This is a genomic window from Streptomyces sp. AC627_RSS907, from assembly GCF_019049165.1.
This window is the reverse complement of sequence record NZ_JAGMUE010000049.1, coordinates 1-12,851: the sequence shown is the minus strand read 5'-3', so window position 1 is coordinate 12,851 and position 12,851 is coordinate 1. Positions and strand designations below refer to the sequence as shown.

Here is a 12,851-nt window from a genome sequence, read left to right as displayed (position 1 = left end):
TCCGCGACGTGTACCTCGTCGGCAATCCGTCGTTCACGGGCGGCGCAGGAGGTGGTTGACCGCGCGGCCGAAGACGTACCGTCCCGCGCGGCCGAGAACGCGGTCGAGAGGGGACGGGAGGAGACGGACGCTCAGTTCCTCGTGCCACAGGACGCGGGCCCGGCCGCCGGGGCCCGGACGGACCTCGATCTCGGCCCAGCCCCGGACCAGCCGGCCGCGCTTCTCCAGCCGGCACCGGCCGGGGGTGTCGTCCAGCGGTGGCTGCCAGACGGTCACCTCCATCGTGTCGGCGAAGGCGAGCGGACCTGCCCCCGTGCGGGCCACGATCACCGTGCCCCGGCCGGTGGGCGGGGGCGTCACGACGTCGACCCGGGTCAGCGGCACCGCGTCACCGTGGCGCTGCCACCGGGTGAGCCGGCGCCAGGCCTCGTCCGGCGGGATCGGAGCGGTGCGTTCGAGCGAGAAGACGGCCACGCCACGATCGTAGGGAATCGCGGACCGGGAACCGACCGGTGGCGCGCGCCCCGCTCCGCGGCGCCGGCGCGATCCGAACGGCGGGCCCTAGCGGTAGACCTTGCCCGGCTCGGCCTTGCCGGGGGCGAGCAGCTGGGACACCGTGACGAAGACGTAGCCCCGCGACTTGAGCGCGTCGACGATCCCGGGCACGGCGGGCACGGTGCCGTCGTAGAGGTCGTGCAGCAGGATGATGCCGTCCCGGGACGACTGGTCCAGGACCCGCTTCGTGATCAGGTCGGAGTCGTTGGTCTTGTAGTCCTTGGCGGTCACGCTCCACAGCACCTCCGCCAGGCCCAGCTCGCGGGAGATCTCGTGCACCGTGTCGTCCGTGCGGCCCTGCGGCGGGCGCATCAGGGTGGGGCGCTGCCCGGTCAGGCGCTCTATCTCCTTGTTGGGGCGTTCCAGCTCCTCACGTATCTCGTCCGGTTCGGCGTCCGTGAGTATCTTGTGCGTCCAGGTGTGGTTGGCCAGCTCGTGGCCCTCGTCGGCCATGCGCTTGACCAGCTCGGGATAGGTGTCGATGTGCCGCTTGCCGAGCAGGAAGAACGTCGCCGGGGCCTGCTTCTCCTTGAGTATGTCGAGCAGCCGGGCGGAGTGCTCGCTCGGCCCGGCGTCGAAGGTCAGCGCGATGCACTTGGCCTTGCGGCAGTCGACGGTGCCGAAGCCGGCCCGTGCCTGGGCGCCCGCCGCGGCACGGACGGAGCTGGGAGCGGTCGTCTCCAGCTTCGTGCAGCCACTCAGGGCCAGGGCCAGCGAAGCCGCGGCCGCGATCGTCGCGGACGCGCGCAACCTGATCCCCGTTTTTGTCATCTTCCTGGTCAGCGAAGGCATGCGAGGACTATACATTTGAGGTATAGACGCGATTTATGGGCCCCCTCGCATGCACGTTCGAGGTAGTGGGGACCTTCGCCGGGTTACTCAGCCGACACGCAAGTGACGGTGACAGTGAGGAGAACCCCGTGAGCGAGAGCCCCGTGGGCGACAGCCCCGTGAGCGGACGCGCCTGGCGCCGGGCACTGGTGACCGGCGGAGCGGGATTCGTGGGATCCCACCTGTGCGGCCGGCTGCTCGCCGCCGGCACCGACGTCGTCTGCCTCGACAACCTGGCCACCGGCTCCCGGAGCAACGTGGCCGACCTGGAACGCCGGCGCGGCTTCCGCTTCGTGAGGGCCGACGCCACCGACCCGGCGGCCCTGCGCGGACTGCCCGGCCGGTTCGACCTGGTGCTGCACTTCGCCTGCCCGGCCTCGCCCGCCGACTACCTCCGGCTGCCCCTGGAGACCCTCGACGTCGGCAGCACCGGCACCCGCAACGCCCTGGACCGGGCCCGCGCCGACGGCGCCCGCTTCCTGCTCGCCTCCACCTCCGAGGTCTACGGCGACCCGCTGGAACACCCGCAGCGCGAGAGCTACTGGGGCAACGTCAACCCGATCGGCCCGCGCAGCGTCTACGACGAGTCCAAGCGCTTCGCCGAGGCCCTGGTCACCGCCCACCGCCAGGTGCACGGCACCGACGCCGCCATCGTCCGCATCTTCAACACCTACGGCCCGCGCATGCGCACCGGGGACGGCCGCGCCGTGCCCACCTTCATCGCCCAGGCCCTCGACGGCATGCCGCTCACCGTCGCCGGAGACGGCGGCCAGACCCGGTCGCTGTGCTACGTCGACGACACCGTCGAAGGCGTGCTCGCCCTCGCCGCCTCCGGCGAGACCGGCCCGATGAACATCGGCGGCATCGACGAGATCACCATGCTGGAACTGGCCCGCCGCGTCGTGGAGCTCACCGGCTCGGGGTCCCGCATCCGCTTCGTCGACCGTCCCGTCGACGACCCCGGCCGGCGCAGGCCCGACACCACCCTGGCCCGGGAGCGGCTCGGCTGGCGGCCGCGGGTCGGCTGGAGCGAGGGGCTGGAGCGGACCATCGGATGGTTCGCGCACTCCGTGGCCGCGTGACCCACGCCCACGGACGCCGCCGGAGCACCACCTCGGATGGCTACATGGAGTGACATGTCGGCTCTTGTCCGGAAGTGAGTTGTCTCCAAGTGTTTGAGGCAGCTTCCCCGCGGCACCCGCGAGCCGAGAGAGGAGCACTCCCCATGCGCATCCTTGGTATCAACGCCCTGTTCCACGACCCGGCCGCCGCCCTCGTCGTCGACGGCCGGACCGTTGCCGCCGCCGAGGAGGAACGCTTCAGCCGCCGCAAGCACGGCAAGCGCCCGGTGCCCTTCTCCGCGTGGGAGACGCCGGAGCTGTCGGCGCGATGGTGCCTGGAGCACGCGGGGGTGCGGCCCGGGGAACTGGACGCCGTCGCCTACTCCTTCGACCCCCGGCTCGCCCGGCCCGCCCGTGACATGGGACTGGACGACCCCTGGGACCCGCTGCGGCTGGAGTACGCCCGCCGGGCGCCCGAGTTCCTCGCCGAGGCGCTGCCCGGCCTCGACCCCGACCAGGTCGTCTTCGTCCCGCACCACGTGGCGCACGCCGCCTCCGCCGGACCGGCCTCACCACACCCCGACAACGACGTCCTCGTCCTCGACGGACGCGGCGAGTGCGCCTCCCACCTGGCCGGCCGCTACCGCGACGGCAAGCTCGACACGCTCGCCACCCAGGCGCTGCCGCACTCGCTCGGCCTGGTCTACGAGGAACTGACCGAGCACCTCGGCTTCCTGCGCAGCAGCGACGAGTACAAGGTGATGGCCCTCGCCTCCTACGGCACCCCCCGCCACCTGGACCGGCTGCGTGAGCACGTCCACGCCACCGGCGACGGCGGCTTCCGCGCCCACGGCGTCGACTGGGCGGCCCTCGCCCCGGCCCGCGCCGAGGGCGAGGACTGGACGCGGGACCACGCCGACCTGGCCGCCAGCACCCAGGCGGTGCTGGAGGAACTGCTCCTCGAACTCGTCCACTGGCTGCACCGCGAGGCCGGGGGACAGGCCCTGACCATGGCGGGCGGCGTCGCGCTGAACTGCGTCGCCAACTCGAAGATCGCCGCCCGCGGCCCGTACCGGCACGTGTGGGTGCAGCCCGCCGCCGGCGACGCGGGCACGGCCCTCGGCGGCGCCCTGCACGTGGCCGCCGCCCAGGAGGGCACCGCCCCCGAGCCCATGCCCGGCGCCGACCTGGGCCGGGGCTGGAGCGACGACGAGATCCGCGCCTGGCTGGAGACGGCCGCGATCCCCTACGAGGAGCCGGACGACATCGCCGAGACGGTCGCCGAGGAACTGGCCCGGGACGGCGTCGTCGCCTGGTTCCAGGGCCGCAGCGAGTTCGGGCCGCGCGCCCTCGGGCACCGCTCCCTGCTGGCCCACCCGGGCCGCGCGGAGAACCTGGAGCGGCTCAACCACGTCAAGGGCCGCGAGGAGTTCCGCCCCGTCGCCCCCATGGTGCTGGCCGACCGCGCCGCCGACATCTTCACCGGGCCGATACCCAGCCCGTACATGCTCTTCGTGCACGACGTCGCCCCCGCCTGGCGCGACCGCGTCCCGGCCGTCGTCCACGTCGACGGCACCGCCCGCATCCAGACCGTCGAGGAGCGCCGTGAACCGCTCGTCGCGCGGATGCTGGCCGCCTTCGAACGGCGCACCGGGCTGCCGGTCGTCGTCAACACCAGCCTCAACACCGCCGGCCGGCCCATGGTCGACGACCCGCGCGACGCGCTGGAGTGCTTCGGCTCCGCGCCCGTGGACCTGCTGGCCATCGGTCCGTTCGCGGTGCGCCGGGGGAGGGCGTTCGCATGAGCGGCGCCCCGGTGAACGGCGTGCCCAGGGCGGGCTACGCCGTCGTCGTCCCCACCCTCGTACGCGACACGCTGGCCGACTGCCTGGCCGCGCTGGCCGCCGCGACCGGGCCCGGCCCCGACGAGATCGTCATCGTCGACGACCGGCCCGGAGCCGACGCCGACCCCGACGCCCTGGAGCATCCGCTGAGCGTCCTCGGTGACCTGCGCGAGCGCACGGTGGTGCTGCGCAGCGGGGGCCGCGGGCCGGCCGCCGCCCGCAACACCGGCATCCGTGCGGTCACCTCGCCCTGGACCGCCTTCCTCGACGACGACGTCCAGGTCGGCCCGCACTGGTGCGACCAACTGGTCCAGGACCTCGCCGAGGCGGCGCCCGACACCGGGGCCGTGCAGGGCGTGATCGCCGTGCCGCTGCCCGGCGAGCGCCGCCCCACCGACTGGGAGCGCGGCACCGCCGGTCTCGCGCGGGCCCAGTGGATCACCGCCGACATGGCCTACCGCACCGACGTGCTCAAGCAGGTCGGCGGCTTCGACGAACGCTTCACCCGCGCCTTCCGCGAGGACGCCGACCTCGCCCTGCGGGTCCTCGGCGCGGGCTGGCGCATCCGGCGGGGCCGCCGCACCACCCGCCACCCCGTGCGCCCCGCCTCCCGCTGGGTGTCCCTGAAGCAGCAGCGCGGCAACGCCGACGACGCGCTGATGCGGCACCTGCACGGCTCCGACTGGTGGGCCAAGGCGGTGGCCCCCAAGGGCCGTATCCGGCGGCACGCGGCGATCACCGCCGCCGGCGCCGCCGCCCTCGTCCTCGCCGCCACCGGCCGGCCCCGCGCCGCCGCGGTCGCCGGGCTCGGCTGGGCCGCGGGCACCGCCGAGTTCGCCTGGGCCCGTATCGCCCCGGGACCGCGCACCCGCGACGAGGTCACGACCATGCTGGTCACCAGCGCGCTCATCCCGCCCGCCGCGACCTGGCACCGGCTGAGCGGACTGTGGCGGCACCGCGGTGCCCCCGCCTGGCGGGAGGTGGCCGCATGAGCCCCGTCAAGGCCGTGCTCTTCGATCGCGACGGCACCCTCGTGCACGACGTCCCCTACAACGGGGACCCCGCGCGGGTGCGGCCCGTCGACGGCGCCCGCGAGGCGGTCGCGATGCTGCGGGAGCACGGCATCCGCGTCGGTGTCGTCACCAACCAGTCGGGAGTCGCCCGCGGCCTGATCAGCGACGCCGACGTCCGCCGCGTCAACCGGCGGATCGACGACCTCGTCGGCCCCTTCGACGTCTGGGCGGTCTGCCCGCACGGACCCGACGACGGCTGCCACTGCCGCAAGCCCCTGCCGGGCCTCGTCCTGTGGGCGGCCGGGCGCGTCTGCACCGACCCCGCCGACTGCGTCGTGATCGGTGACATTGGCGCCGACACGGAGGCCGCTGAACGGGCGGGCGCCCACGGCATCCTCGTCCCCAACGCGCGGACCCGACCGGAGGAGACGGCCGCCGCGGCCCGTGTCGCCCCGGACCTCCTGACCGCCGTACGCATGCTCCTCGACGACCCCCCGGACGACCGGGCCCCGGCGGACGCGCACCGCGCCGGGACGGCGTACGGACCCGGGAGGCACGAGCCGGGCCGGCCGGGTGCCACGGACGTCCGCGGCCGGGGCCGGACCGCCCGCGGACCGGGCGCGAGCGGGCCCGCCGCCGACGGGGACGGGTCCGCTGCCGACGGGGACAGGCCCGCCGCCGACGAGGACGGGTCCGCTGCCGGCGGGGACAGGCCCGCCGCCGACGGGGACGGGTCCGCCGTCGGCCCGGGGCCGGGACGACCGCCGGCTCCGGACGCCCGCGACGCCGGACGGTCCGCCGCCGGTACCGGTCCGGCCGCCCCCGTCCCCGGGGCGGCCCGGACCCCCTCCGTCGCCGACTCGCGCGGGAGGCCACGATGAAGGCGCTCGTCACCCGGCTCGACAGCTTCGGCGACGTGCTGCTCGCCGGGCCCGCCGTGCGCGCCGTCGCCGCCCGCGCCGACCACGTCACGCTGCTGTGCGGATCGCGCGGCGCCCCCGCCGCGCGCCTCCTGCCCGGCGTGGACGAGGTGCTGGTGTGGGACGCGCCGTGGGGCGGGTTCCAGCCGCCCGACGTCCGCCGCGAGGACATCGACCGGCTCGTGGACCGGATCGACGCCGACACGGCGCTGATCCTCACCTCCTTCCACCAGTCCCCGCTGCCCACCGCCCTGGTGCTGCGCCTCGCCGGTGTCCGGCACATCGCCGCGGACAGCGTGGACTACCCCGGTTCCCTGCTCGACCTGCGCCACCGGCGCGCCCCGCACGCCCACGAGGCGGAGGCCGCGCTCGACCTCGCCGAGGCGGCCGGGTTCCCCCGGCCCGACGACGGACGGCTCCGCGTGCGCACCCCGCCCCGTGCCGACCACCTCACCGGCCCCGGCCCCTACGTCGTGCTCCACCCCGGCGCCAGCGTCCCCGCCCGCGCCTGGAGCCCCGAGCGCGGCGCCGAGGCCGTGCGCGAACTGGCCGCCGCCGGACACCGCGTGCTGGTCACCGGCGGTCCCGACGAACGCGACCTCACCGCGTACGTCGCCGGCCGGTACGGCACCGACCTGGGCGGCCGCACCGAGGCCCCGGAGCTCTCCGGCGTCCTCGCGGGCGCCGGCGTCGTCGTCACCGGCAACACCGCGCCCGCCCACCTCGCCGCCGCCGTCGGCACCCCGGTCGTGTCCCTGTTCGCCCCGGTCGTGCCCGCCGAGCGCTGGCGGCCCTACGGCGTCCCGTACGTCCTGCTCGGCGACCAGAACGCGCCCTGCGCGGACACCAGGGCCCGGGACTGCCCCGTCCCCGGCCACCCCTGCCTGAACACCGTCACGGCCGCCGACGTGGCCGCCGCCGTCGAGAAACTCCTGGGGGAGGCATGAGGATCCTCATCTGGCACGTGCACGGGTCGTGGACCACGGCCTTCGTGCAGGGCCCGCACACCTACCTCGTCCCCGTCACCCCGGACCGCGGACCCGACGGCCTCGGCCGCGCCCGCACCTGGGACTGGCCGGACTCCGTCGTCGAAGTACCGCCGGAGAAGCTGCGGGACGAGGACATCGACCTCGTGATCCTCCAGCGACCGCACGAACTCGCCCTGGTCGACGAGTGGCTGGGCCGCCGCCCGCCACTGGTGTACCTGGAGCACAACGCCCCCGACGGCGACGTGCCCCGCACCCGCCACCCCGCCGCCGGCATCCCCGGCGTCACCCTCGTCCACGTCACCCACTTCAACCGGCTGATGTGGGACGCGGGCCGCACGCCCACGACCGTCGTCGAGCACGGCATCGTCGACCCGGGCCACCGCTGGACCGGAGAGCTGGAACGGGCGGCCGTCGTGGTCAACGACCCCGTCCGGCGCGGACGTACGACCGGGACGGACCTCCTGCCCGCGTTCGCCCGCGCCGCCCCGCTCGACGTGTTCGGCATGCGCACCGGGAACCTCGCCGAGCACATCGGCGTCGACCCCGGCCGCTGCCGCACCCAGGACGTCGTCCAGAGCGACCTGCACACCGCGCTGGCCCGCCGCCGCGTCTACGTCCACCCCGTCCGCTGGACCTCCCTCGGCCTGTCCCTGCTGGAGGCCATGCACCTCGGCATGCCCGTGGTCGCGCTCGCCACCACCGAGGTGACCGAGGCCGTGCCCCCGGGCGCCGGAGTGGTCTCCAACCGCATCGACGTACTGACCGACGCCGTACGCGACTTCCTCGCCGACCCGCTCCACGCGCGGACGGTCGGCGACGGGGCCCGCGCGGCGGCCCTGTCCCGCTACGGGCTGTCCCGCTTCCTGGACGACTGGGAGCGGCTGCTGAAGGAGGTGACCCGATGAGGATTGCCATGGTGTCCGAGCACGCGAGCCCCCTCGCCGCGCTCGGCGGGGTCGACGCCGGTGGACAGAACGTCTACGTGGCCCGCCTCACCGAGGAATTGGCGGGGCGTGGCCACGACGTCACGGTCTACACCCGCCGGGACGCCCTCGACCTGCCCGACCGGGTGCCGCTGCCCGGCGGCGCGGTCGTCGAGCACGTGCCGGCCGGCCCGGCCCGGTCCGTCCCCAAGGACGAACTCTTCCCGCACATGCCCGCCTTCGGCGCCCACCTGGCCCGCGCCTGGGCCCGGGAGCGGCCCGACGTGGTGCACGCCCACTTCTGGATGTCCGGCATGGCCTCACAGATCGGGGCACGGCCGCACGGCATCCCCCTCGTGCAGACCTTCCACGCCCTGGGCACCGTCAAGCGGCGCCACCAGGGCATGCGGGACACCAGTCCGTACGAGCGCGTCGGCATCGAACGGCAGCTCGGCCGCGCCTGCGAGCGGGTCCTGGCCACCTGCACCGACGAGGTCGTGGAACTCGGCGACATGGGCGTCCCGCCCCGCCAGGTGTCCGTGGTGCCCTGCGGCGTGGACGCCGAGCACTTCCACCCCGCCGCCGACACCGGCCGCACCCCCGAGCGCCACCGACGGCACCGGCTGCTCGCCTGCGGACGGCTCGTGCCCCGCAAGGGCTACGACCAGGCCATCCGCGCCCTGGCCCGCGTCCCCGACACCGAACTCCTCATCGCGGGCGGCCCGCCGGCCGGCGGCCTGGACGCCGACCCCGAGGCCCGGCGCCTGACCGGCCTCGCCGACCGCGTCGGCGTCGCCGACCGGGTCCGGCTGCTCGGCGCGGTCGACCCGGACGACATGCCCGCCCTGCTCCGCAGCGCCGACCTGGTGCTGTGCACCCCGGTGTACGAGCCGTTCGGCATCGTGCCCCTGGAGGCGATGGCGTGCGCCGTTCCCGTCCTCGCCACCGACGTCGGCGGTCACCGCGACTCCGTGGCCGACGGGATCACCGGCCGCCTGGTCGCACCGCAGGACCCCGAGGCCATCGCGGACGCGGCCCGCGAACTCCTCGCCGACGAACGGCTGCGCCGCCAGTACGGCAGGAACGGCCGCGAACGCGTCCTGCGGCACTACACCTGGGCGCGCGTCGCCGACGGCGCGGAACAGGTCTACCGCCTGACCCTCGCCGACCACGCACTGTCGAAGGAGGTGGCGTGATGACCGTGCACCCGCCCGTCGCCCTGCACTGCGACGAACTCCAGGACGCGCTGGGGGCCTTCCGGGCCTCCGCGCACATCACCCAGCGCTGGGGCGACCGGCTCGCGGCCGTCCTGAGCGGCGGCGGCCGGCTGCTGGCCGCGGGCAACGGCGGCAGCGCCGCCCAGGCCCAGCACCTGACCGCCGAGATCGTCGGCCGCTACCGCGACGACCGGCCGCCGTTCTCCGCGATCGCGCTGCACGCCGACACCTCCTCCACCACCGCCATCGCCAACGACTACGGCGTCGACGAGGTGTTCGCCCGCCAGGTGCGCGCCCACGGCCGCGAGGGCGACGTCCTGATGCTGCTCTCCACCAGCGGCGCCAGCGCCAACCTGCTGTCCGCCGCGGACGCCGCACGGGCCGCCGGGGTGCGGGTGTGGGCGCTGACCGGCTGCGCGCCCAACCCCCTCATGGCGGGCAGCGACGAGTCCCTGTGCGTCGAGGCCCCCTCGACGGCCACCATCCAGGAGATCCACCTGGTCGCCGTCCACATGATCTGCGCGGCCTTCGACGCGGCCCTGGAACGGGGCGCCGCCCGGGGGGCACGCGGCATACACGGCGTAGACGGCGTAGACGGAATCGACGGTGCACACGGCGTACGGGGCGTACGGGGCGTGCGGGGCGGGGAACGCGGAGGTGACGGGACGCATGGCTGACAGGACACCCCTGGTCGTGGTCGGTGACGCCCTGCTGGACCGCGACCTCACCGGCTCCGCCGAACGGCTCGCGCCCGACGCGCCGGTACCGGTCGTCGCGGAGTGCGCCGAGCGCGTACGACCGGGCGGCGCCGCGCTCGCCGCGTATCTCGCCGCCCGCGACGGCCGCGAGGTCACGCTGATCACGGGCGCGGGCGACGACCCGGCGAGCGAGGCCCTGCGCGCACTGCTCGCGCCCTGGCTGACGCTGATCCCCCTTCCCCTCACCGGACCACTGCCCGAGAAGACCCGCGTCCTGGCGCAGGACCGGCCGGTCGTCCGCCTCGACCGGGGCGCCGGCCGGGCCCGCGAGGCCACGGACGAGGCCCGCGCCGCGCTGCGCTCCGCCCGCGCCGTCCTGGTCTCCGACTACGGACGCGGCGCCGCGGACGCCCTGCGCGACGTGCTGGCCGAGCACCCGCCGCTGGTCTGGGACCCGCACCCGCGCGGGGGACCGCCCGTGCCCGGCACCCGGCTGGTGACGCCCGCCGAGAAGGAGGCGCACGGTTTCGCCCCGCGCGACGGTCACTCGGGCGGCGGTCTGCGCGCCGCCGCGCTCGACGCCGCCGCCCTCGTGCGCGACTGGCGGGCGGCCGCGGTGGCGGTGACCCTCGGCTCGCGCGGCGCGCTGCTGTCGTACGGCGAACATCCGCTGCTCGTCCCCGCCCCCGCCGCCCACCACGGCGACTCCTGCGGCGCGGGTGACCGGTTCGCCGCCACCGCCGCCGGGCTCCTCGCCGACGGGGCGCTGGTGGGGGAGGCCGTCGAGGGCGCGGTGAGCGCCGCGTCCGCGTTCGTCGCCGGCGGGGGAGCGGGGGCCCTGCCGCCCGCGGGCCCCGGCCCGGCGCCGGCCCGGTCACCCGACGCGGACGACCCGCACGCCCTCGCCGACCGGGTCCGCGCCCAGCACGGCACCGTCGTCGCCGCCGGCGGCTGCTTCGACCTGCTGCACGCCGGACACGTGGGCCTCCTCCAGGCCGCCCGGCGGCTCGGCGACTGCCTGGTGGTCTGCGTCAACTCCGACGCCTCCGTACGGCGCCGCAAGGGCGACGGCCGCCCCGTCAACCCCCTCGCCGACCGGGTCCGCGTGCTGCGCGCCCTCGCCTGCGTCGACGCCGTCGCGGTCTTCGACGAGGACACGCCCGAACGCCTCCTCGGCGATCTGCGCCCCGACGTCTGGGTCAAGGGCGGCGACTACGCGGGCGCCGACCTCCCCGAGGCCACCCTCCTCCAGGAGTGGGGCGGCCAGGCGGTCCTCCTGCCCTACCTGGACGGCCGCTCCTCCACGGCCCTGATGGCCCGCGCGGCGGCGAGGGTGCGATGACCGCGCACACCTCGACGACACGGAGGAGCCGAGTCCCGTCGCCACCGCACGCCGCCGTCGTGTCGCCACCGTACGCCGCCGTCGTGTCGCCACCGTACGCCGCCGTCGTGTCGACGGGCGGCGCGGCGTCCCCGGTGACGGCAGGTTCTGCGCGTCCTCCGTCGGGCGGGACGGCGGGTGGCCGGCCGGAGGTGGGCCGGGTGGCCGTGCCGGGTGCCGGTGACGGTGGTGCGGTGTCTTCCCGGCACGCCGTCGGCCCGTCGGCGGATGGCGGGGCGTCCTTGGCGTCGGCCGGTGGGCCGGTGACGGGGGATGCCGCGCGTCCGCCGGCGGCCCGGACGGCGCGGGGTGGGGCGCAGGCAGGTCGGGGGGCCGCGGCGGACGCCGGTGGTGCGCAGGCAGGTCGAGTGGCCGCGTCGGACGCCGGTGGTGCGGGGGCCGGGGAGGCGGAGCGTCCGGGGGCCGACGGCCGCCGTGGTGGGGCGCGGTGCTCGGCGGTTCCGGGGTCGGCGGGTGGGCCGGTGACGGGGGATCCCGTCCATCCGCCGTCGGCCGGGATGGCGCACTCCGCCGGCGTGCGCGAGGCGTACACCGGCGCGGAGCCGGGGGCGGACGGCGGGCCGGGGCGCGAGGGCGGCGGCCCGGCGCGTCCCCGGCTGCTCGTTCTGCGGGCCCTCGGGCTCGGGGACCTGCTCGCCGGGGTGCCCGCGCTCCGTGCGCTGCGCCGTGCGTACCCCGGGCACGAACTGGTGCTGGCCGCCCCCGTGGAACTGGCGCCCGTGGCCGCGGCGAGCGGCGCCGTGGACCGGGTGCTGCCCGCCGCCGAGCCCGGCCGTGCCGTCCCGCGCACCCTCGACTGGACCGGGCCGCCCCCCGACGTCGCCGTCGACCTGCACGGCAACGGACCCCCCAGCCACCGCCTGCTGATGCGCCTGCGCCCGCTGAAGCTGCTGGCGTTCGCGCACCCGCAGACACCGGAGGTGGACGGACCGCCCTGGTACGCGCAGGAGCACGAACGCGACCGGTGGTGCAGGCTGCTGCGGGCGTACGGCATCGACGCCGACCCCACCGACCTCCTGCTGCCCCGCCCGCCGGGACCCTCCCCGGCCCCCGGCGCCGTCGTGCTGCACCCCGGCGCCGGCACCCCCTCCCGCTGCTGGCCGGTGGAACGGTACGCGGCCGTCGCCGAGGCACTGCGCGCCCGGGGGCACCGGGTCGTCGTCACCGGGGGAGCGGACGAAGGGGACCTGGTGGCCAGGCTGGCGAAACTCGCCCACCTGCCCGACACGGACGTGTTCGGCGGCGGACTGCCCCACGACCGGCTCTCCGCCCTGGTGGCCGACGCCCACGCCGTCGTCAGCGGCGACACCGGCATCGCCCACCTCGCCGTCGCCCACGCCACCCCGTCCGTCACCCTCTTCGGCCCGGTCCCGCCCAGCCGCTGGGGCCCGCCGGCCC

The 12,851-nt window shown here is 76.2% G+C and carries 12 protein-coding genes; 10 read left to right on the top strand and 2 right to left on the bottom strand.

Features of this window, described 5'->3' with window-relative positions; translation table 11 throughout:
* Positions 1–33 precede the first annotated feature (33 nt).
* Positions 34–474: an SRPBCC family protein gene (locus KUM32_RS13310; RefSeq protein ID WP_217142063.1), complete on the bottom strand. Its 441-nt coding sequence runs from the start codon at positions 472–474 to the stop codon at positions 34–36.
* 87 nt (positions 475–561) lie between these two features.
* A complete protein-coding gene (locus tag KUM32_RS13305; RefSeq protein WP_217142062.1) occupies positions 562–1,347 on the bottom strand; it encodes a polysaccharide deacetylase family protein in 786 nt (261 codons plus the stop codon).
* Positions 1,348–1,475: 128 nt separating this feature from the next.
* On the opposite strand from KUM32_RS13305, the gene KUM32_RS13300 reads away from it, so the two are divergent.
* The 10 genes from KUM32_RS13300 to KUM32_RS13255 form a co-directional block, all read left to right on the top strand.
* A complete protein-coding gene (locus KUM32_RS13300; protein WP_217142061.1) occupies positions 1,476–2,468 on the top strand; it encodes an NAD-dependent epimerase/dehydratase family protein in 993 nt (330 codons plus the stop codon).
* A 143-nt stretch (positions 2,469–2,611) separates the two neighbouring features.
* Positions 2,612–4,252 carry a carbamoyltransferase C-terminal domain-containing protein gene (locus tag KUM32_RS13295; RefSeq protein ID WP_217142060.1) on the top strand — a complete coding sequence of 547 codons (1,641 nt, stop codon included), beginning with the start codon at positions 2,612–2,614 and terminating at the stop codon, positions 4,250–4,252.
* Positions 4,249–5,283 (top strand): glycosyltransferase, encoded by a 1,035-nt coding sequence (locus KUM32_RS13290; protein WP_217142059.1) that lies wholly within the window; start codon positions 4,249–4,251, stop codon positions 5,281–5,283. Before KUM32_RS13295 ends, KUM32_RS13290 begins: the two co-directional genes overlap by 4 nt.
* Positions 5,280–6,185, top strand: a complete 906-nt coding sequence (locus KUM32_RS45255) for an HAD-IIIA family hydrolase (protein ID WP_374227507.1) — start codon at positions 5,280–5,282, stop codon at positions 6,183–6,185. The genes KUM32_RS13290 and KUM32_RS45255 overlap by 4 nt, the downstream gene beginning before the upstream one ends.
* On the top strand, positions 6,182–7,171 hold the full coding sequence (locus KUM32_RS13280; protein ID WP_217142058.1) for a glycosyltransferase family 9 protein: 990 nt from the start codon (positions 6,182–6,184) through the stop codon (positions 7,169–7,171). Before KUM32_RS45255 ends, KUM32_RS13280 begins: the two co-directional genes overlap by 4 nt.
* The gene (locus tag KUM32_RS13275) at positions 7,168–8,118 is read left to right on the top strand and encodes a glycosyltransferase (RefSeq protein WP_217142057.1); all 951 of its coding nucleotides are present in this window, start codon (positions 7,168–7,170) and stop codon (positions 8,116–8,118) included. Before KUM32_RS13280 ends, KUM32_RS13275 begins: the two co-directional genes overlap by 4 nt.
* The gene (locus tag KUM32_RS13270; protein ID WP_217142056.1) at positions 8,115–9,332 is read left to right on the top strand and encodes a glycosyltransferase family 1 protein; all 1,218 of its coding nucleotides are present in this window, start codon (positions 8,115–8,117) and stop codon (positions 9,330–9,332) included. The genes KUM32_RS13275 and KUM32_RS13270 overlap by 4 nt, the downstream gene beginning before the upstream one ends.
* A complete protein-coding gene (locus tag KUM32_RS13265) occupies positions 9,332–10,030 on the top strand; it encodes an SIS domain-containing protein (RefSeq protein WP_254405496.1) in 699 nt (232 codons plus the stop codon). The genes KUM32_RS13270 and KUM32_RS13265 overlap by 1 nt, the downstream gene beginning before the upstream one ends.
* On the top strand, positions 10,023–11,393 hold the full coding sequence (gene rfaE2, locus KUM32_RS13260) for a D-glycero-beta-D-manno-heptose 1-phosphate adenylyltransferase (RefSeq protein WP_217142055.1): 1,371 nt from the start codon (positions 10,023–10,025) through the stop codon (positions 11,391–11,393). Before KUM32_RS13265 ends, rfaE2 begins: the two co-directional genes overlap by 8 nt.
* 407 nt (positions 11,394–11,800) lie before the next feature.
* The coding region (locus KUM32_RS13255) for a glycosyltransferase family 9 protein (protein WP_374227506.1) at positions 11,801–12,851 on the top strand (1,051 nt) is incomplete at its 3' end.

Coding starts and splice junctions, on each gene's coding strand:
- KUM32_RS13305 (WP_217142062.1), bottom strand. CDS start 1,347: ATGCCTTCGCTGACCAGGAAGATGACAAAAACGGGGATCAGGTTGCGC.
- KUM32_RS13295 (WP_217142060.1), top strand. CDS start 2,612: ATGCGCATCCTTGGTATCAACGCCCTGTTCCACGACCCGGCCGCCGCC.
- KUM32_RS13290 (WP_217142059.1), top strand. CDS start 4,249: ATGAGCGGCGCCCCGGTGAACGGCGTGCCCAGGGCGGGCTACGCCGTC.
- KUM32_RS45255 (WP_374227507.1), top strand. CDS start 5,280: ATGAGCCCCGTCAAGGCCGTGCTCTTCGATCGCGACGGCACCCTCGTG.
- KUM32_RS13280 (WP_217142058.1), top strand. CDS start 6,182: ATGAAGGCGCTCGTCACCCGGCTCGACAGCTTCGGCGACGTGCTGCTC.
- KUM32_RS13275 (WP_217142057.1), top strand. CDS start 7,168: ATGAGGATCCTCATCTGGCACGTGCACGGGTCGTGGACCACGGCCTTC.
- KUM32_RS13270 (WP_217142056.1), top strand. CDS start 8,115: ATGAGGATTGCCATGGTGTCCGAGCACGCGAGCCCCCTCGCCGCGCTC.
- KUM32_RS13265 (WP_254405496.1), top strand. CDS start 9,332: ATGACCGTGCACCCGCCCGTCGCCCTGCACTGCGACGAACTCCAGGAC.
- rfaE2 (WP_217142055.1), top strand. CDS start 10,023: ATGGCTGACAGGACACCCCTGGTCGTGGTCGGTGACGCCCTGCTGGAC.